We start from the raw sequence: 19744 nt of genomic DNA, 5'->3' as shown, positions 1-19744 counted from the left end.
AAAGCAGGGACGACAGCGAGAATGCGGAGGTCTCCATCCACGGTGAGAGCGTCCCGGATTTCGCTGCGCTTCATCCGGGCTACGCGAATGCTACATCGTCGCTCCAAGCACCCACGGCGCAAACTCGGCGCCGCCAAAGTCAAAACTCTCGCTCTTGGTCGGCTGGCCCGAGGCGGTCTTGAGGATGAGGTCGAAGATGCGCTGGCCGCATTCCTGCACGCTCTCCTCGCCGTCGAGGATGGTGCCGCAATTGACGTCCATGTCGTCTTCCATCCGCTTGTACATCGGCGTGTTGGTGGCGAGCTTGATCGACGGCGCGGGCTTGCAGCCGAACACGCTGCCGCGGCCGGTGGTGAAGCAGACGAGGTTGGCGCCGCCGGCGACCTGCCCGGTCGCGGCGACCGGGTCGTAGCCGGGCGTGTCCATGAACACGAAACCCTTCTTGGTGACAGGCTCGGCGTAATGCAGCACGTCGACAAGGTTGGTGCTGCCGGCCTTGGCCATCGCGCCGAGCGACTTCTCCAGGATCGTGGTGAGGCCGCCGGCCTTGTTGCCGGGGCTCGGATTGGCGTTCATCTCGGCGCCTTCGCGCTGGGTGTATTCCTCCCACCAGCGCATCAGGCCGACCAGCTTCTCGCCGACCTCGCGGCTGACCGCGCGGCGGGTCAACAGATGTTCGGCGCCGTAGGTCTCAGGCGTCTCCGACAGGATCACCGTGCCGCCGTGACGCACCAGCAGATCGCTCGCGGCGCCGAGCGCCGGATTGGCCGACACGCCGGAGTATCCATCCGAGCCGCCGCATTGCAGCGCCACGGTGAGCTCGCTCGCCGGCACCGCCTCGCGCTTGACCTTGTTGGCGTCCGTGAGCGCTTCCTTCACGAAGGCAACGCCTGCTTCCACGGTCTTGCGGGTGCCGCCGACCTCCTGGATGTCCATCGCACGCAGACGGCCGGCGAGCTTCTGCTCCTGCATCAGGCCGCCGATCTGGTTCACCTCACAGCCGAGGCCGAGCACGATGACGTTGGAGAAATTGACGTGACGCGCATAGCCGCCGAGCGTGCGGCGAAGCAGCGCCAGCGGCTCGTCCTGGGTCATGCCGCAGCCGGTCTTGTGAGTCAGCGCGACGACACCATCGACATTCGGAAAGTCCGCGAGCGGGTTGTCGCCGGTGAACGGGTTCTTCTTGAACATGTCGGCGACGATCCCAGCGACATGGGCGCTGCAATTCACCGAGGTGAGGATACCGATATAGTTGCGCGTCGCGACACGGCCGTCAGCGCGGCGGATGCCTTCGAAGGTCGCCGGCAGATCGAAGTTCGGCACCGGCTTGACGTCGACGCCGTAGGCATAATCCTTGGCGAAATCGCCCATGCCGCAGTTCTGCGTGTGCACATGCTGGCCGGGCGCAATCGGCTGAGTCGCAAAGCCGATGATCTGGCCGTAGCGCCGGATCGGCTCGCCCTGCGCGATCGGCTTGATCGCGACCTTGTGGCCGGCCGGAATGCGATCGACCGTGGTGACGCCTTCGGTCACCTCCAGCCCCGGCGGCAGGCTCGCGCGCGCGATCAGGACGCTGTCGTCGGCGTGCAGGCGGATCACTTGTGCCGAGGCCATGGGAGTTCTCCTTGGTGGTTTCTTCTTCACCTCTCCCCGTCCTTTGCGGGGAGAGGTCGGATTGCGTCAGCAATCCGGGTGAGGGGCGAGGCACACTGCCAATTACAACGATGGTGCTCGCCGGATAGAGGCCCCTCACCCCAGCCCTCTCCCCGCAAGCGCGGGGCGAGGGAGAACAGCGTCCACGTTGCGGTGATGCTTAGGCCTTGCCGCCGGACTTCTCGCGGGTCTGGTTGACCTGCATCTTGGCGTAGACCTGCATCAGGCCGACCTCGTTCGACAGCGTCACGAGCTTGAAGCCCATGTTGATCGCACGCACCGCGCCTTCGGCGCCGGAGCAGTGGATGCCGGGGTTGAGGCCGCGCTTGCCGCACTCCTTGATGATCTTCTCGTAGATCTTGAGGATCTCCGGCTCGTCGCGATCGAGCTTCGGCACCAGGCCGTAGGAGAAACCGAGATCGGACGGGCCGATATAAACGCCGTCGATGCCTTCGACGTCGAGGATGGCTTCCATGTTCTCGACCGCGGTCTTGGTCTCCATCATCGGCAGCAACACGATCTCGTCGTTGGCGGTCTGCTGGTAGGTGCCCGCCGAACCGTACATGCCGGCGCGGATCGGACCGTTGGAGCGCACGCCCTTCGGCGGATATTTTGCGTAGGAGACGAGGTTCTTGGCTTCCTGCGGCGTGTTGACCATCGGGCAGATCACGCCATATGCGCCACCATCCAGCACCTTGCCGATGATGCCGGGCTCATTCCAGGGTACGCGGACCATCGGCGTGACCGGATGGGCATGCATCGACTGGAAGCATTGCACCATCGACTGATAGTCCTGCACGCCATGTTGCATGTCGACGGTGACGCTGTCGAAGCCGCACTGCGCGATCACTTCGGCCGAAAACCCGGAGGGGATCGCGAGCCACGCGTTCACCACCGCCTTGCCCGATGCCCAGACCTGCTTGACCTTGTTTGCCATTGATTGCGTTTCCTTTTGTGGTTCCCGGAGGTTTTCTTGAAGGTTTTCTTGGAGAGCAGGCCTCAGCTGGTCGCCCGCTGGATCGAGACTTCACTGACGCCGACTTCGCGCGCGGTATTCACTATCGCCGCCCAGGTGTCATCAGGCAAGGGGATGCCGTTCTTGGTGCGATCGGCGCGGGTCTTGCGCTCGGGATCGCCCGGAACCAGCACGGAATCCGTGCCCGCGATCGGCTTCGTGGCGCGGATGAAATCGGTGTAGCGGGTGATTTCGCCGTCGAAGAAATTGCTGGTGTCGATCACCTTGGGATCGATGTAGAACGCCATCATGCCGTTGGCGAAGCGCCGGTCCGACGAGGTCGCGCCGGTGCCGGTCAGCGCACCGCCGAGCAGCTCGCAGATGAAGGCGAGACCGGAGCCCTTGTGATCGCCGAAAGCGCGGATCGCACCGGTTCCCTTGGTGTGGTCGCGCGGCCCGTCCGGCGTGTACGGGCCATACAGCACCTGCGGGTCCTCGCTCAACGTGCCGTCGGCATCGACGAGCGCGCCGATCGGCAGCTTCTTGCCACCGCGGCTCGCCACCAGGCACTTGCCTTCGGCGACGACGGAGGTCGCGAAATCCAGCACGATCGGGTCCTGACCCTGGCGCGGAATGCCGACGCAATACGGCGCGGTGGACAGGCGCTTCTCGACGCCGCCATAGGGCGCGACCAGCAGCGAACCTGCCGCGGTCACGAAATGAATTGAAACGAGGCCTTCGGCGGCGGCCATTTCGGCCCAGTCGCCGACGCGGCCGAGATGACCGGAGTTGCGCAGCGCAACGGCGGCAAGCCCCGCCTTCTTGCACTTCTCGATCCCGAGCCGGACCGCAACCGGCGTGACGGTCTGGCCGTAACCGAACTTGCCGTCGACGACCGCGAGCGACGGCGTGTCGACCACCACCTCGGGGGTCTGGTTCGGCACGATCGAACCCATCTTCTTCCACCTGACATAGACCGGCACGCGGATCACGCCATGGCTGTCATGCCCGGTGAGGTTCGCCGTCGTCAGGTAGGTCGCGATGCGCTTCGCCTCTTCCGGAGAGGACTCCGAATGGGAAAACACCTCGGACACGAAGTTGATGAGATTATCGACCTTGATGGTGACCATGAAAAACCAGCTCGTTCAGTTATTGGAGCATGATCTGATCGGAAAACCGGTACCCACCTTTCCGGATCATGCTCAGGCGTGAGTTTTGGCGTGGCCGCCGAGATAGGCCGCGGCGATGGCTTCATTGCCCCACAATTCGTCGGGCTTGCCGCCCAGCACGATCCGTCCGGTTTCCAGGACAAAACCGTGATCGGCGACCGACAGTCCCATGCGCGCATTTTGCTCGACGAGCAAGACCGTGGTGTCTTTCCTGATCTGCGAAATGATGCGGAACACCGCCTGCACGATCACGGGCGCCAGCCCGAGCGACGGCTCGTCGAGCAGCAACAACCGCGGCTTGGCCATCAGGCCGCGCGCGACCGCAACCATCTGCAACTGGCCGCCAGACAGCGTCCAGCCGAGCGCATTCGAGAAAGCACGAATATCGGGAAACAAATCGAACATCGCATCAGCCTCGCGCGAGATCTGCGATGCCCCGACCTTCCGGTTCGACGCGCCGAGCATGATGTTCTCTTTGACGGTGAGGCCGGGAAACACGCGGCGGCCTTCCGGCACATGCGAGATGCCGAGCCGGACGATCGCTTCCGGCCCGAGGCCTGCGATCGAGTGACCATCGAACAGGATGTCGCCGGAGGTGGGCTTTGCGAGGCCACTGATTGCGCGCAGCGTAGTCGACTTGCCGGCACCATTGGCACCGAGCAGTGTCACCACCTGGCCTTGCTCCACGGCGATGGTGACGCCGCGCAGCGCCTCAATCTCGCCGTAGCGGACCACCAGGTTGCGGATTTCGAGCAGCGGCATCATTCGCTCCCGAGATAGGCGGAGACGACATCGGGATGGCGCAGCACCGCCATGGACTCGCCGTCCGCGATGCGGCGTCCGAAGTTCAGCACGGTGATGTGCTGGGCGGCTTCCGAGACCAGCGTCATATCATGATCGATGATCAGGATGGTGAGGCCTTGCGCTGCGATGCGCTTGAGCAGCTCATGCAGCTCAAGCTTCTCGGTCGAGTTGAGGCCCGCGGCCGGTTCGTCGAGCAGCAGCAGTGTCGGGTTCGACGCCAGCGCCCGCGCGATCTCGATCAGGCGCTGGTGGCCGTAGGAGAAGCTCGAGATTAGCTCATTGGCGCGGTTGCCGAGGCCGACGAAGGTCAGCGCCTCCATCGCCCGTTCCGTCAGCGCGTCATCGCCCTTCCCGATCATGGTGTTGCTGGGCCGCTCGGCGCCGATTTCGACATTTTCCAGCGCCGTCATCGAGCGGAACAGGCGGATGTTCTGGAAGGTACGTCCAAGGCCCGCGGCAGTACGTTGATGCGGCGCCATGCTGGTGATGTCGGTGCCGTCGAGCACGATCTTGCCTGATGTGGCCTTGTAGAGACCTGACAGCACGTTCAGCGTCGTGGTCTTGCCGGAGCCGTTGGGTCCGATCAGCGCATGCACGCTGCCGCGCTTCACCGCGATGTCGACGCCGTCGACCGCCTTGAGGCCGCCGAAATGCTTCGACAGCCCGGTGACTTCGAGCACGATGTCGCCGCCAGCCGTCGCAGGCTTGAGGTGAAGCGCTCCGGCAACAGGCGGCGCCTTGGTGTGCGCGCGCCAGCGCGTGAAGGCGTCCGACACGAAGCCCCAGATGCCGTCAGGCATGAAGCGGATGATCAGGATCACCGACAGGCCGTAGATCGCGAGGTAGAGACCCGGCACGCTCTTGAGGAAGCGCAGCCATTCCGGGATCAGGATCAGCAGGCCGGTGCCGATCACCGAGCCGATCGGCGAGGCCACGCCGCCGAGCAGCGACATGGTCAGAAACTGGATCGATTCCGCAAACGAGAACTGGTCCGGACTGACATAAGCGAAGCCGCCTGCGAACAGGCCGCCCGCGAGGCCGCCGAGCACCGCACACACCGCAAAGGCGGAGACCTTGGTGCGGAACACGTCGATGCCGTTGACGCCGGCCGCGAGCTCATTGTCGCGCACCGCACGCATGGCACGGCCAAGCTTGGTGTCGGGCAGATGCCAGACCAGATAGCCGACGATGGCGAGCATCGCGACGCAGAAAGCCAGATAGCTTTGCGAGGATTGGAACAGCTCGGGCCGGCGAATGTTGGCGACGCCGTCCGGTCCGTGGGTCACGCCGACCGCATTGATCATGACCAGCGTCACGATCTGCTGGAACGAGATCGTGACCATCGCAAGGTAATGCCCGCCGAGTCTGAGCGTCGACATGCCGAGGAATGCACCGGCAACCAGCGTGATCGCGCAGGCGCCGACCAGGCATAGCCAGAAGTTCAGATGCAGGTCGGCAGTGCCGAGGCCGACGGCATAGGCGCCGAAGCCGAAGAACGCGGCTTGCGCCAGGTTGATCTGGCCGCACAGGCCGAGCACGACCGAGAGCCCGAACACCGCGATCGAGAAGGTCGTTGCCTGCAGCAGGATGTTGAGGATGTAGCCGTCGAACTGCATGCCGGCGGCGAGCGCCACCAGCACCGCGGCGCCGATGAAATACGGCAGATGACGGATGATCAGCGGTTTCGAGCGCACGGCCGGCGCCGGAATCATGTTGTCGCTGGCGCTCATGCTTTCTCCGCGACGCGTTCGCCGAAGATGCCCTGCGGCCGGAACACCAGAAAAGCGATCAGCACCAGGAAGGCAAAGCCGTCCTTGTACGGCACCGAAATATAGGCGGCGCCGAACGTCTCGATGACGCCGAGCGCGAGGCCTCCGACGATGGCGCCGGCAACGTCACCGAAGCCGCCGATGATGGTCGCGGCAAACGCCTTCAGCGCAATCGTCGAGCCCATCTGGATCGAGACGAACAGCACCGGTGCCACCAGGATGCCGGCGAGACCGCCGAGCACGGCCGAATAGATGAAGGTGATCATGATCATGGTGGAGACGGAAATGCCGAGCAGCGAGGCCATTTCCTTGTCCTGCGAGGTCGCCTGCAGCTTCTTGCCGAGCAGCGTCTTCTCGAAGAACCAGAAATTGAACAGCACCAAAAGGATCGTGACGCCGATGATCAACAGATACTGGCTGTCGAGATAGACCGGGCCGAGCTGGATGCCGGGCGTATCGAACCAGCCCTGCAGCACCTGCGGCTGCGGACCGTAGATCGCGAGCACCGTGTTCGACAGCAGGATCGAGGCGCCGATAGTGGCGATGATGACGGGGAGATAGGTGCGGTGGCGCAGCGGATAGTAAACGCCGAGATTGAAGATCACGCCGAGCAGCGCCATGCCGGCGAGCGCGATCACGAAGGACAGCCAATAAGGCAGGCCGAACTCGACGCAGACCACCATCAGATAGGCGGCGACCATGGAGAATTCGCCTTGCGCGAAGTTCACCACATTGGTGGCGCGGAAGATCAGCACGAAACCGAGCGCGACCAGCGCGTAGACCGCGCCGATGCCGATGCCGGTGAACAGCAGTTGTAGAATCAGATCCATGACAGCGCTCGATCAGAACAGTGTGCGCAGAAGATCGGCCTCGCCGCGTTCGACGGCGAGGCCGAGCCGCGATCAATCGTTGAAGTCGATGTGCTTGTCGTAGACGATCTTGCCCTTGTCGTTCTTCACGACATTGTAGCCGTGCAGACCGTCGCCGTTCTTGTCGAAATTGTACTCGCCTTCGGCACCGGCAAATTTCTGCGTCGCCAGGATGGACTCGCGGATCTTGGTCGGATCGGTCGAGCCGGCCTTGTTGATCGCCGCCGACAGGATCGTGATCGCGTCGTACGGCCAGGCGCTCTGGTTGTCGGGCGCGGTCTTGTAGGCATCGCGATAGGCCTTGCCGAACGACTTCGCGACATCGCTCGAATCTTCGGCGAAGTCGGCGACACCGTAGGTGCCGAACAGCGCGGGACCGGCGAGCTTGGTCGACGACACCGCCACCACCGAGGGCGAGCCGACCCACGGAATGTTGACGCCGAGCTGACGCAACTGCCGGGCAAAGATGCCGAGGTCGTTCTCGAAAGTGAAGTAGGTGCCGAGGACATCAGCGCCGGACTGCTTCACTGCCAGCACCACCGGGGTGAAGTCCTGGCTCTGGTTGGCGTAGCCCTGGTCGAGCACCGGCGGCGCACCGAGCTTGGTCAGCGCTTCGGTGAGTGCCTTGCCGCCCGCGGTGCCGAAGGCATCGGTGGAATGCACGATCGCCCATTTCTTCTTGCCGAGCGTGCTGACGCCGTAATCGGCGATCACGCGGCCGGAATAATTGTCATTCGGGCGGAAGCGGAACAGCCAGGGATTGCCGGAATGGGTGAGGTCGGGATTGGTGCCGCCGATCATGACCGGCTTGCCGACCTTGATCACGTCGGGGGCCATCGCCTGCACCTGGGTCGAGCGAATCGAACCGAGGAAGGCAACGATGTCGGATTGCGCAGCGAGCTTGGAGAACGCCAGCACGATGCCTGGATTGGTGGTCTGATCGTCCTCGATCACGAGCTCGACCTGCTTGCCGAGCACGCCACCGGCCTTGTTGACCGCGGCCAGCGCCAGCTTGGCGCCGTTCTGGGCCCACAGCCCCTGCTCCGCGGCCGGTCCGGTCACCGGCACGCACATGCCGATCTTGATGGTCGCGCCCTGCGCCCACGCGCTGCGCATCAGCGCGGGAGCAGCGAGACCTGCCGCCAAGCCGGCGGAAAACTCACGCCTCGTCAGTTTCATTCCATCCTCCCTGTCATGCGCCGAACTTTCATGTCGGCTGCGTTGAGACGAGCTGACGCGTCGATCTGTTGCCCACTCCGCAGCCGTCAATCGGCGCGACGAACAAACGTGAGCGCCACTGCAGCGCAAAAGACGCGCAACGGCAGCCATCGATCTGGCGTTTGGCGTAGCTAAACATGATTGCACATTGCACGCAATAGTCAAAAGTTCGCTGGCAACGGTGCGTAAATGCCTGCTACCAGCGACCGTGGCGGGATCACATGATAGTGTGACCGACGGGCAACCATTCATGTCGATTCCAAGAGCGAAATCGCAGACCAGACGGAAACAGCCGGCCTACGCGCTGATCAAGAGCGCATTGGCGAAGCACATCCGGGCCGGCGACGTTCCGCCGGGCACGGTTCTCTCCGAATCGGCGATCGCGACCTTGTTCGGCTCCAGCCGTTCGCCGGTGCGACAGGCCTTCGAACAACTTGAGCATATCGGCCTGGTGCGCCGCTTCGACGGCCGCGGCGTCATCGCCGGCAAGCGCAAGGTCGAGCCACGCCGCGTACCGATCACGCCGGAGATGTTCGGGCTGACCGACGGCCCGGTCGAGGCGGTGCGCAGCGACGCCTGGGACGCGCTCTATTACAAGCTCGAACGCGAGATCATTTACCGCTCGCTGTTCGGGCGCTTCCGTGTCAGCGAGCTTGCGCTGGCGCGGCACTTCCGGGTCGGACGCACGGTTGCGCGCAATCTGCTGCTACGGGCGCAGGCAATCGGAATCCTGGAGAAAGGCGCCAAGGCCCACTGGTATGTGGTGCCACTGGACGAGGATCGCCTCCGCGACATCTTCGAGGTGCGCGCAACGCTCGAGCCGCTGCTGCTGAAATCCGCTGCGGCGAAGATTCCTGCCGAACTGCTGGACAGCATGGCGGAGCGGCTGCGCGAGGGAATCCAATTTCGCAGCCGCGTCGGCGTCGGCGAGCTCGATGAGATCGAGGGTGACCTGCATATCCGCTGCCTGGGTTACGGCATCAATCGCGAGATGCTCGAAGCGCTCAAGCGCACCCACTGCGCCTTCGTGATCGGCAAGCACATTCAGGTGGCCCTCACTGCGCCGCAGATCGATTCCTTCATGGACGAACATCTGGTGATCATCGAAGCCCTGCGAGCGCGCGACGGCGATGCGGCCGCCGCGATCTTGCGCCGCCATATCGAGTGGTCGCATTCGAAGGTCGCCGGCTGGATCGCCGAATTCCGCGCCATCAACGTGATTTCGCGCGTGCCCTACATGGCCTGAACGGCATTGCCGCGCGTCAACGCGGCTAGTCTTCGGCCTCGACTTCGGCTTCACCGGCCGAGCCCATTCCGGCAAGACTGGCTTCCAGCGCGCCCAGCATCTCCTGCAGCTCGGCAAGCTTGCGCGCGCCGTAGCGCTTGGTGATGGCGGCGTAGATCACCTCCGACGTCGGCGCCACCGCCTCGATCAGCTTCAGCCCCTTGGCGGAGATCGAAACCACCGCACGCCGCGCATCGTTCTCTGCCGCTCTCCGCTCGATCAACGCGCGGGCCTCGAGATCGCGCAGGATTCGCGACAGGCTCGGACCAAGCAGGAACGCCACGCGGGCGAGCTCGGTGACCTCGATCTCGTCGACCGCGGTCAGCGCACGCAGGATCCGCCACTGCTGCTCGGTCAGCCCGTGATTGCGCAACGACGGGCGGAATTGCCGCATCACCGCCTCGCGCGCGCGGAGCAGCGACATCGGCAGCGAGCGCGAGAACTCGCGCATCGGGGTCCGTCGCGCCGACGCGTCGTCCTCCGGCCGTATCTCGTCCAATTTCTTGCGCGCCATAACCTAATCCACCGCCGCAAACTTTTGCACCGCAACATGCCCTGATTCAGTTTGCGGGAATTCACTTAACATGTTAATCATCTCCCGACATCCACTTTTGTGTAGCACGCATGGCCCTCTCCAAGGACGATATCCGCGCTGCCGCCGAGCGGCTCGACAATGCGGAAAAGACCCGCAAGCAAATCCGCCAGCTCTCGCTGGAATACCCCCGCATTACCCTCGAAGACGCCTACGCGATTCAGAAGGCCTGGGTCGAGATGAAGGTGGCGCAGGGGCGCGTCGTCAAGGGCCACAAGATCGGCCTGACCTCGAAGGCGATGCAGAGCGCGCTCAATATCGACGAGCCCGATTCCGGCATCCTGCTCGACGACATGTTCTTTGCCGATGGCGGCCTGGTGCCGACCGATCGTTTCATCGCAACCCGCGTCGAGGCCGAACTGGCCTTCGTGATGAAGCATCGTCTCACCGGGCCGAATTGCACGCTGTTCGATGTGCTCAATGCCACCGACTTCGTGGTCCCGGCGCTGGAAATCCTCGATACGCGTGTCGAACGCGTCGATCCCGAGACCAAGGCGACGCGCAAGATCTTCGACACCATCGCCGACAACGCCGCCAATGCCGGCATCGTGCTCGGCGGCCGGCCGATCCGCCCGCTGGAGGCCGATCTGCGCTGGATCGGCGCGCTGTGCTTCCGCAACGGCCAGCTCGAGGAAACCGGTCTCGCCGCCGGCGTGTTGAACCATCCGGCGACCGCGGTGGCGTGGCTTGCCAACAAGATCGCGCCGAACGGGCTGGCGCTGGAAGCCGGCCAGATCGTGCTGGCAGGCTCCTTCATCCGTCCGATCGAGACCCGCAAGGGCGACACCATCCAGGCCGACTACGGACCTTACGGGTCCGTGAGCTGCTACTTCGCCTGACGCACTCAGCAGGAGCGCTGCATGCCGCATTTCACGCTTGAATATTCCGCCAATCTCGACAGCCTCGTCGACATGGGCACGACGGTCGAAGTGGTCCGCAAGGCCGCAGTCGAGACCGGCATCTTCCCGCTCGGCGGCATCCGTGTCCGCGCCGTCAGGTGCGAGCACTACGCGATCGCCGACGGCCGCAAGAACTACGGCTTCCTCGACATGGTGCTGCGGCTTGGGGAAGGCCGCGACCTCGCCGCCCGCAAGAAGGCCGGCGAGCACATCTTCAAGGCGCTATCGGCCCATCTCGATCCGGTATTCGCCAACAGCAAGTTCGCTTTGTCGTTCGACATGCAGATCAACGACAAGGAAACCAGCTGGAAACGCAACAACATCCACGACGCACTGAAGGTGGAGACGGTCAATGGATAAAGCGACAGCGAAATCATCAGCCGACGTATTCCAGGCCAACCGCGATCGCGCTGGCCCCCTGCTCGCCAAGTTGAAAGCAGAAGGCATCGGCAATGTGATTGACGGCAAGGTCGTGCCGGCGGCCTCCGGCCAGACCTTCGAGACGAAATCGCCGATCGACGGTACGGTGCTTTCGACCGTGGCGCGCGGCAATGCCGAGGATATCGACCGCGCGGCAACCGCGGCGGCCAAGGCCTTCAAGGGCTGGCGTGACATGCCGGCAGCCCAGCGCCGCAAGGTGCTGCATCGCGTCGCCGATGCGATCGAGCAGCGCGCCGACGACATCGCCGTGCTCGAATGCATCGACACCGGCCAGGCGCACCGCTTCATGGCCAAGGCAGCGATCCGCGCGGCGGAGAATTTCCGCTTCTTCGCCGACAAATGCGGCGAAGCCCGCGACGGCCTCAACACGCCCTCGGACGAGCACTGGAACATCTCGACCCGGGTGCCGATCGGCCCGGTCGGCGTGATCACGCCGTGGAACACGCCGTTCATGCTCTCGACCTGGAAGATCGCGCCGGCGCTCGCGGCCGGCTGCACGGTGGTGCACAAGCCGGCGGAGTGGTCGCCCGTGACCGCCGATATGCTGGTCAAGCTCGCCAAGCAGGCCGGCCTCCCCGACGGCGTGCTGAACACCGTGCATGGATTCGGCGAAGAGGCCGGCAAGGCACTGACCGAACATCCCGCGATCAAGGCGATCGGCTTCGTCGGCGAGAGCTCGACGGGCTCGGCGATCATGGCGCAGGGCGCGCCGACCCTGAAGCGGGTGCATTTCGAGCTCGGCGGCAAGAACCCGGTGATCGTGTTCGACGACGCCGATCTCGACCGCGCGCTCGATGCGGTTGTGTTCATGATCTACTCGCTCAATGGCGAGCGCTGCACGTCGTCGAGCCGGCTGCTGGTTCAAGCGAGTGTTGCCGACAAGTTCGTCGAGAAGCTGACTGCGCGCGTCAGGGCACTTAAGGTCGGTCACCCGCTCGATCCCGCAACCGAAATTGGCCCGCTGATCCATGAGCGGCATCTGGCCAAGGTCTGCAGCTATTTCGACGTCGCCAAGAAGGACGGCGCCACGATCGCGGTCGGCGGCAAGCCGCATGACGGCCCCGGCGGCGGCCACTATGTGCAGCCGACGCTGGTCACCGGCGCCAACGCAAACATGCGCGTCGCGCAGGAAGAGGTGTTCGGACCGTTCCTGACCGTGATCCCGTTCAAGGACGAGGCTGACGCCATCGAGATCGCCAATGGCGTGCAATACGGCCTGACCGGCTATGTCTGGACCGGCGACATGGGCCGCGCGCTGCGTGTGGCGGATGCGCTGGAAGCGGGCATGATCTGGCTGAACTCGGAAAACGTCCGCCATCTGCCGACCCCGTTCGGCGGCATGAAGTCGTCAGGCATCGGCCGCGACGGCGGCGACTACTCGTTCGACTTCTACATGGAAACCAAGCACGTCTCGCTCGCTCGCGGGACGCACAAGATTCAGAAACTGGGAATCTAGCCAGCACTGTCATTCCGGGGCGACGCGTAGCGGCGAGCCCGGAATCCATAACCACGATCGTGAGTATGGATTCCGGGCCTGCGCCAAGAGGCGCATCCCGGAATGACGAGCCAAATTGAGGAAACACCGATGCCCGCTCCGACCCACGTTTTCGATCCACCGTTCAACATCATCCGCTGCAGCCACGCCGTGCTCGACGTCACGGATCTCGACAAGAGCGCCACCTTCTACGAGAAGACGGTCGGCCTCCACATCGAGGACCGCGACGACAAATCGGTGTATCTGCGCGCCAGCGAGGAGCACCAGCATCACTCGGTGGTGCTGCGCAAGGCGGCGAAAGCCGCCTGCAACCGGCTCGGCTTCAAGGTCGGCAATGACGGCGACCTCGACAAGGCGGCCGCCTTCTGCTCCGAGAACGGCATCGCCTACGCCTTCGTCGACCAGCCGTTCCAGGGCCGCACGCTGCAATTCACCGATCCGTTCGGTTTCCAGATCGAGCTCTACGCCACGATGGAGAAGCGCCCGCATCTGCTGCGCCGCTACGATCTCTACAAGGGTTGTCATCCGCAGCGGCTAGATCATTTCAACGTGTTCGCCGCCGAAGTGCAGGACACCGTCGACTTCTACGCCCGGCTCGGCTTCCGCCTCACCGAATATGCCGAGGAGGACGGCGACAACGGCCGTATCGCCGCCGCCTGGATGCATCGCAAGGGCAATGTCCACGACTTCGCGATCACCAACGGTAAAGGCCCGCGCCTGCACCACATCGCCTATTGGGTGCCGACCGCAATGAACATCGTGCATCTCTGCGACGTGATGGCCTCGTCCGGTTTCCTGAAGAACATCGAGCGCGGCCCGGGCCGGCACGGCATCTCCAACGCCTTCTTCCTCTACATCCGCGATCCCGACGGCCACCGCATCGAACTCTACACCAGCGACTATTTCACTGGGGATCACGACCATGAGCCGCTGCGCTGGTCGCTGCGCGATCCGCGCCGCCAGACGCTGTGGGGCGCACCGGCGCCGCGCTCCTGGTTCGAGGAGGGCTCGACCTTCGCCGGCCAGGCAGTGCGCGAGCCGCGCTTCGTCGCCGACGTGCTGGTTGCGGATTAGTGCACGTCTCCATCCACTCGTCGTCCCTGCGAAAGCAGGGACCCATAACCACCGAATAGGGTTGCCGAAAGAATGTCTAGCCGCGTAGCCATTCCGATGGCCGCCGCGTATGGGTCCCGGCCTTCGCCGGGACGACACAAAGAATTGGATTGCTAATGTCAGCCCCTCGCCTCGCCACCTATTCCTTCAACGGCGCCACCAGCTATGGCGCCGTCACCGACACCGGGATCGTTGACCTCTCGCCGCGCTTCGCCAAGGATTATCCGACCTTGCGCGAGGCGATCGCCGCCGGCGCGCTGACCAGGCTCGTGGAGGATGCCGCCAAGCGCGGCCCCGACCACGCGCTCGACGCGGTCACCTGGCAGCCGCCGATTCCGGCGCCGGACAAGATCATCTGCATCGGCGTCAACTATCCGGACCGCAATGCCGAGTACAAGGACGGCTCGGACGCGCCGAAATACCCGAGCATGTTCCTGCGGGTGCCGCGCTCCTTCGTCGGCCACAACACGCCGGTGGTGCGACCGCGCATTTCGCCGCAGCTCGACTATGAGGGCGAGCTGGTGCTCGTGATCGGCAAGGCCGGCCGGCACGTTCCGGAGAGCGCCGCGCTCGATCACATCGCCGCGATCACGCTCTGCAATGAAGGCACCATCCGCGACTGGGTACGCCACGCCAAATTCAACGTCACCCAGGGCAAGAATTTCGATTCCACCGGCAGTCTCGGCCCGTGGATCGTGCCCTACACCAGCGAAGCGCAGATCGCCGATATCCGCCTGACCACGCGGGTCAACGGCGAAGTCAGGCAGGACGACCGCACCTCGCGCTTGATCTTCGGCTTCCGCTACCTCATCAACTACATCTCGACCTTCACGACGCTGGTTCCCGGCGACATCATCGTCACGGGGACGCCGACCGGAGCAGGTGCGCGGTTCGATCCGCCGCGCTATCTGAAGCCCGGCGATGTCGTCGAGGTCGAGGCCGAAGGCGTCGGCATCTTGCGCAACGGCGTCGTCGACGAAGCCATCTAACCCTGCCAAGCAAAGTGGACAGTGCCATGACCTCAACATCCGGCGGCGAAGCGATCGTCAACGGCCTCGTCGCCCACGGCGTCGATACCGTATTCGGCCTGCCCGGCGCGCAGATCTATGGCCTGTTCGATGCCTTCCACCAGGCGCAGCTCAAGGTGATCGGCGCCCGGCATGAGCAGGCCTGCGGCTACATGGCGTTCGGCTATGCCCGCTCCTCGGGCAAGCCTGGCGTGTTCAGCGTGGTGCCCGGCCCCGGCGTGCTCAACGCCTCAGCGGCGCTGCTGACCGCATTCGGCTGCAACGAGCCGGTGCTGTGCCTGACCGGCCAGGTGCCGACGCAATTCCTGGGCAAGGGCCGGGGCCATCTGCACGAGATGCCGGACCAGCTTGCGACACTGCGCACCTTCGTGAAATGGGCCGATCGGATCGAATACCCCGACAACGCGCCCGCGATGGTGTCGCGCGCCTTCCAGGAGATGCTGTCGGGCCGGCGCGGCCCAGCTTCGCTGGAGATGCCGTGGGACGTCTTCACCCAGCGCACCCAGGTCGCAGCCGTCAAGCCGTTCGATCCATTGCCGGCGCCGCAGCCTGATCCGGATCGCATCAAGGCCGCCGCCGATCTGATCGCCGGCAGCAAGGCGCCGATGATCTTCGTCGGCAGCGGCGCCATCGAGGCACGCGAGGAGATTCTCGAACTCGCCGAGATGATCGACGCACCGGTGGTCGCATTCCGCAGCGGCCGCGGCATCGTCTCCAACGCGCATGAGCTCGGGCTCACCATGGCATCCGCCTACAAGCTCTGGCCAAAGACCGATTTGATGATCGGCATCGGCACCCGCATGGAGCTGCCGACGATGTCGCGCTGGCCCTATCAGCCGGCCGGCCTCAAATGCGTGCGGATCGACATCGATCCGGTCGAGCTGCGCCGCTGGCCGGCCGATGCTGCCGTGATCGCCGACGCCAAGGCCGGCACCGCCGACCTCGTCGCCGCGGTCCGGAAGACGGGCTACAGCAAGACCTCGGGCCGCCGCACGGCGATCCGCGAGGCGACCTCAGCTACCGAGCAGGAGATCCAGCGCATCCAGCCGCAGATGGCCTATCTGAAGATCCTGCGCGAGGTGCTGCCGGCCAACGCCATCGTCACCGACGAGCTGTCGCAGGTCGGCTTCGCCTCCTGGTACGGTTTTCCGATCTACGAGCCGCGCACCTTCGTCACCTCGGGCTATCAGGGCACGCTCGGCTCGGGCTTCCCGACCGCGCTCGGCGCCAAGGTCGCCAACCCGAACAAGCCGGTGGTCGCAATCACAGGCGACGGCGGCTTCATGTTCGGCGTGCAGGAGCTTGCAACCGCGGTGCAGTTCAAGATCGGCGTGGTGACGCTGGTGTTCAACAACAACGCCTATGGCAATGTCCGCCGCGACCAGCGCGAGCGCTTCGACGGCCGCGTCGTTGCCTCCGACCTGGTCAATCCGGATTTCGTCAAGCTCGCGGAATCCTTCGGCGTCGGCGCCGCGCGCGTCACCTCGCCCGATCACTTCCGCCCCGTGCTGGAGAAGGCGCTGACCGACGGCGGGCCCTATGTGATCTCGGTGGAAGTGCCGACCGATTCCGAAGTCTCGCCGTGGGCGTTCATTCATCCGGCGCGGAATAACTAGGCGCTCTTCACACCGCGTTGCAGCCGCGACGCGGCGATCACGAGCAGGCCGGCGCCGGCGACCGACCAGCAGGCGACCGGCGCCCAGTGCACCAGCGGCGCGTAATCCGGCAGCTTCTGCAGGCCGCCGGCAACCGCGGCCATCCGCGCAAAGGTCGCAAGCGCCAGCGCCGAGAACACCAGCCCCGTGACCTTGCCTTCGGCGCCGGTCTCCCCGATCGCGAGCGCCGCCGACACCGCGCTCATCAGCATGCAGCCCCAGGCGGCTCCCGCCATGAACTGCGCCACGATCAGGCCATTGAGGCTGCCGGCGATCTCCGCGGCAACGATGGCAAAAGCACCGAGCAGTCCTGCCGCACCCATCACGATCAAGCCGCCACGATGCTTGACGACGATGCTTGCCGGAAACATCGCGATGTTGAAACCGATCCAGAACACCGGCATCAACCATTGCAGATCGTTCGGTTTGACGAAGCGCAGATAGAACGGTGCGCTGTTGATATTGAAGTGCAGTTGATAGGCGAGCGAGAGCAGCACCATCGAGCCGATCATGAACATCGGCACCGCGCCGAGCCGCCTTGCGGGCTCGGCAAGCCGTGCCGGTTGCGCCTGCTCGGCGACGCGGCGCTCGATCCCTGAGAACGCCAGCGCAGTCAGCAGCAGCACCGCGCCCGACAGCACGAACGGCAGCCGCGCATCGTGGTTGCGCAACACGACTCCGAGATAGGGCGAGACCGCGCCGGCGATGCCGTAGCCCAGCATCGCCAATGCCGCGAGGAACGGGACCGATGGCTGCGCGCCATACTTGCCGAGCAGCGTCAGCGGCGGCGCGCGCAGCGCCGACGAGGTGATGGCCCAGATCACGATCAGTGCAATCAACCAGACCCTTGCGCCCGGCCCGGTGCCGGCCACGTAAGGCAGCGCGATGAAGGCGACGCAGGAGATCGCGGCGAGGATGCCGACGAATACGCCGAGACGGCCGACCAGGATCGAGATCCTGTCGGCGGCCATGCCCATCGCGGTATCGGTGATGGTGAAGATGGCCTGATCCATCATCAGGATCAGGATCACGGTCGAAGGCGCGATGCCGACCTCGGCGCACAGCTTGGGCAGATAGATCAGGTAGGTGGTCCAGCCGAGCGTAAACACGAGTTGCAGCACGGCGAGATAAACGCCGGTGCGGTTGACGGCACGGTCGGCCTTGGTGCCCATGCGCCAAGTTTAGACCACCCGCGCGGTTTGCGGGAGGGGCGTCAGCGCACCTTGCGGAAAGTCAGATTGATGCGTTGGCGGCCGAGCAGGCTGTGCTCGCCTTCGGCCAGCGGCGCCACGCCATGATAAAATAGCCGTGATGGCCCGCCCCACACCGCGACATCGCCATGTTCGAGCCGGTAGCGGCGCGGCGTATCGTTGCGCTTCAGCCCGCCGAACAGGAAGATCGCCGGCAGCCCGAGCGAGATCGAGACGATCGGCGCGCCGTAATCGAGCTCGTCCTTGTCCTGATGCAGCGACAGTTTTGCGCCGGGGACATAGCGATTGATCAGGCAGGCTTCCGGCGCGAAGCCGCTGAAGCCGGCTTCATCCGCGGCGTCGGCGGCGAGCTTGCGCAACACCTCCGGCATTTCAGGCCAAAGCTGCCCGCTATCAGGATCGATCGGATCATAGCGATAGCCGCTGGGATCGGAGACCCAACCGACGCTGCCGCAATTGGTCATCGCGACCGACATGCGGTGGCCGCCCGGTGTGATCAGATGCCGGAACGGCGCCTGCTTGACGATGACGCGCAAGGCCGGGATCAGCTCCGCCTCGAACGGCCGAACGAAGCCGCGCAACAACACCGCGCCGTCCGCGATCGTCTCGCGCGGCGGGCGGGCATCGCCAATTGTCTCGAACAGATCAGCGGCCACGCCTCTCTCGCACTCACTTTGCGTCGTGGAAGATCACACCAACGGTGTGGCGATGGCCGGAGCGAATCCGGCTGACGCCATGGCGCAGATTGACACGATACGGCCCGCGCGTCCCCTGCACCGGACGGTGATGCACGGCAAAGGCCACCGCATCGCCCTTGGTCAGCGGCACCACCTCGGGCCGCGACTGCATCCGCGGCCGCTGCTCGGTCAGCACGAACTCGCCGCCGGTGAAATCGCGCCCCGGCTGCGACAGCAGGACCGCGACCTGGATCGGGAACACATGCTCGCCATAGAGGTCCTGATGCAGGCAATTGTAATCGCCCTCGCCATATTGCAGCAGCAGCGGCGTCGGCCGCGTCTGCCCGGCATCATGGCAGCGCCTCAGGAACGCCGCGTGCGACGGCGGATAGCTGATCTCGATCCCCATCGTCTGGTTCCAGCGATTGGCGGTCGCGGTCAGCCGCGCATACAGCGCCGGCCGCAGCTCCGCGATCAGGTCCGGCAGCGGGTAGGAGAAGTATTTGTACTCGCCGCGGCCGAAGCCATGACGGCCCATCACGACCCTGCTGCGGAACCGGCCGTCGTCGGGATACAGCGCGGCGATGGCATCGCATTCCTCAGGCGTCAGCAAGCCGCTGAGAACGGCGCATCCCTGCCCGTCTAGGTCGGTCGTGATTTGGTCCCAGTCGAGCCCGTCGATGCGGGCGGGGCTACTGGCGGATGGGCGAGTGAGGGTTTTGGCTGTTGCTGTCATGGGATGGAATCTGGCCCATGAACACGGTTGGCGCCACCCGATTTCCGGCGGGAATGTCCCGGAACGGAGCCCCATCTCCGCTGTCGTCCCTGCGAAAGCAGGGACCCATAGCCACCATAGTCAGTTGTTCGTGCAGGCTGGGGCCACAGCGCGCCAACCACAAAATCCTGTGGTT

18 protein-coding genes are annotated in these 19744 nt (G+C 64.6%); 7 read left to right on the top strand and 11 right to left on the bottom strand.

The annotated features are described in order from the left end of the window. Positions 1-90 precede the first annotated feature (90 nt). The 7 genes from H8A95_RS33025 to H8A95_RS32995 all read right to left on the bottom strand — a co-directional run bounded on the left by H8A95_RS33025 (position 91) and on the right by H8A95_RS32995 (position 8398). Entirely contained in the window at positions 91-1614 is a 1524-nt protein-coding gene (locus H8A95_RS33025; protein ID WP_229186984.1) for a UxaA family hydrolase, read from the bottom strand. Between the two features lie 199 nt (positions 1615-1813). Further along, positions 1814-2590: an HpcH/HpaI aldolase family protein gene (locus tag H8A95_RS33020; RefSeq protein ID WP_173641713.1), complete on the bottom strand. Its 777-nt coding sequence runs from the start codon at positions 2588-2590 to the stop codon at positions 1814-1816. Between the two features lie 62 nt (positions 2591-2652). Next, positions 2653-3738, bottom strand: coding sequence for a malate/lactate/ureidoglycolate dehydrogenase (locus tag H8A95_RS33015; protein WP_229186983.1), 1086 nt, complete (start codon positions 3736-3738; stop codon positions 2653-2655). A gap of 72 nt (positions 3739-3810) precedes the next feature. After that, positions 3811-4539: an ABC transporter ATP-binding protein gene (locus H8A95_RS33010; RefSeq protein WP_229186982.1), complete on the bottom strand. Its 729-nt coding sequence runs from the start codon at positions 4537-4539 to the stop codon at positions 3811-3813. After that, on the bottom strand, positions 4539-6311 hold the full coding sequence (locus tag H8A95_RS33005; RefSeq protein ID WP_229186981.1) for a branched-chain amino acid ABC transporter ATP-binding protein/permease: 1773 nt from the start codon (positions 6309-6311) through the stop codon (positions 4539-4541). The genes H8A95_RS33010 and H8A95_RS33005 overlap by 1 nt, the downstream gene beginning before the upstream one ends. Next, the gene (locus H8A95_RS33000; RefSeq protein ID WP_229186980.1) at positions 6308-7180 is read right to left on the bottom strand and encodes a branched-chain amino acid ABC transporter permease; all 873 of its coding nucleotides are present in this window, start codon (positions 7178-7180) and stop codon (positions 6308-6310) included. The genes H8A95_RS33005 and H8A95_RS33000 overlap by 4 nt, the downstream gene beginning before the upstream one ends. A gap of 72 nt (positions 7181-7252) precedes the next feature. Then, positions 7253-8398, bottom strand: coding sequence for an ABC transporter substrate-binding protein (locus H8A95_RS32995; RefSeq protein ID WP_229186979.1), 1146 nt, complete (start codon positions 8396-8398; stop codon positions 7253-7255). A gap of 289 nt (positions 8399-8687) precedes the next feature. Between H8A95_RS32995 and H8A95_RS32990 the strand changes: the two genes are divergently transcribed. Further along, positions 8688-9683, top strand: coding sequence for a GntR family transcriptional regulator (locus tag H8A95_RS32990; RefSeq protein ID WP_229186978.1), 996 nt, complete (start codon positions 8688-8690; stop codon positions 9681-9683). Between the two features lie 25 nt (positions 9684-9708). On the opposite strand, the gene hpaR is transcribed toward H8A95_RS32990, so the two are convergent. Next, positions 9709-10236, bottom strand: a complete 528-nt coding sequence (gene hpaR / locus H8A95_RS32985; RefSeq protein ID WP_229186977.1) for a homoprotocatechuate degradation operon regulator HpaR — start codon at positions 10234-10236, stop codon at positions 9709-9711. A gap of 110 nt (positions 10237-10346) precedes the next feature. On the opposite strand from hpaR, the gene hpaH reads away from it, so the two are divergent. From hpaH to H8A95_RS32955, 6 genes are all read left to right on the top strand, one after another. Continuing rightward, on the top strand, positions 10347-11153 hold the full coding sequence (gene hpaH, locus H8A95_RS32980; protein ID WP_229186976.1) for a 2-oxo-hept-4-ene-1,7-dioate hydratase: 807 nt from the start codon (positions 10347-10349) through the stop codon (positions 11151-11153). Positions 11154-11174: 21 nt separating this feature from the next. Next, positions 11175-11573 carry a 5-carboxymethyl-2-hydroxymuconate Delta-isomerase gene (locus tag H8A95_RS32975; protein ID WP_229186975.1) on the top strand — a complete coding sequence of 133 codons (399 nt, stop codon included), beginning with the start codon at positions 11175-11177 and terminating at the stop codon, positions 11571-11573. After that, a complete protein-coding gene (gene hpaE, locus H8A95_RS32970; RefSeq protein WP_229186974.1) occupies positions 11566-13110 on the top strand; it encodes a 5-carboxymethyl-2-hydroxymuconate semialdehyde dehydrogenase in 1545 nt (514 codons plus the stop codon). The genes H8A95_RS32975 and hpaE overlap by 8 nt, the downstream gene beginning before the upstream one ends. A 129-nt stretch (positions 13111-13239) precedes the next feature. Further along, positions 13240-14223: a 3,4-dihydroxyphenylacetate 2,3-dioxygenase gene (gene hpaD, locus H8A95_RS32965; protein ID WP_229186973.1), complete on the top strand. Its 984-nt coding sequence runs from the start codon at positions 13240-13242 to the stop codon at positions 14221-14223. Positions 14224-14378: 155 nt separating this feature from the next. Further along, entirely contained in the window at positions 14379-15251 is an 873-nt protein-coding gene (locus tag H8A95_RS32960) for a fumarylacetoacetate hydrolase family protein (RefSeq protein ID WP_229186972.1), read from the top strand. 26 nt (positions 15252-15277) lie between these two features. Beyond that, positions 15278-16906 carry a thiamine pyrophosphate-dependent enzyme gene (locus H8A95_RS32955; RefSeq protein ID WP_229186971.1) on the top strand — a complete coding sequence of 543 codons (1629 nt, stop codon included), beginning with the start codon at positions 15278-15280 and terminating at the stop codon, positions 16904-16906. Here the strand turns inward: H8A95_RS32955 and H8A95_RS32950 are convergent. The 3 genes from H8A95_RS32950 to H8A95_RS32940 are packed head-to-tail and all read right to left on the bottom strand — an operon-like array spanning position 16903 to position 19569. Further along, positions 16903-18117: an MFS transporter gene (locus H8A95_RS32950; protein WP_229186970.1), complete on the bottom strand. Its 1215-nt coding sequence runs from the start codon at positions 18115-18117 to the stop codon at positions 16903-16905. The two genes, H8A95_RS32955 and H8A95_RS32950, sit on opposite strands and share 4 nt — an antisense overlap. 41 nt (positions 18118-18158) lie before the next feature. After that, positions 18159-18812 carry a DNA oxidative demethylase AlkB gene (gene alkB, locus H8A95_RS32945; protein WP_229186969.1) on the bottom strand — a complete coding sequence of 218 codons (654 nt, stop codon included), beginning with the start codon at positions 18810-18812 and terminating at the stop codon, positions 18159-18161. Between the two features lie 13 nt (positions 18813-18825). Then, entirely contained in the window at positions 18826-19569 is a 744-nt protein-coding gene (locus H8A95_RS32940) for a 2OG-Fe(II) oxygenase (protein WP_229186968.1), read from the bottom strand. Positions 19570-19744 lie beyond the last annotated feature (175 nt).

Source organism: Bradyrhizobium oropedii, from assembly GCF_020889685.1.
Taxonomy (GTDB): domain Bacteria; phylum Pseudomonadota; class Alphaproteobacteria; order Rhizobiales; family Xanthobacteraceae; genus Bradyrhizobium; species Bradyrhizobium oropedii.
The sequence above is the reverse complement of the archived record's forward strand: the minus strand, read 5'-3'. Positions and strand labels throughout refer to the sequence as shown.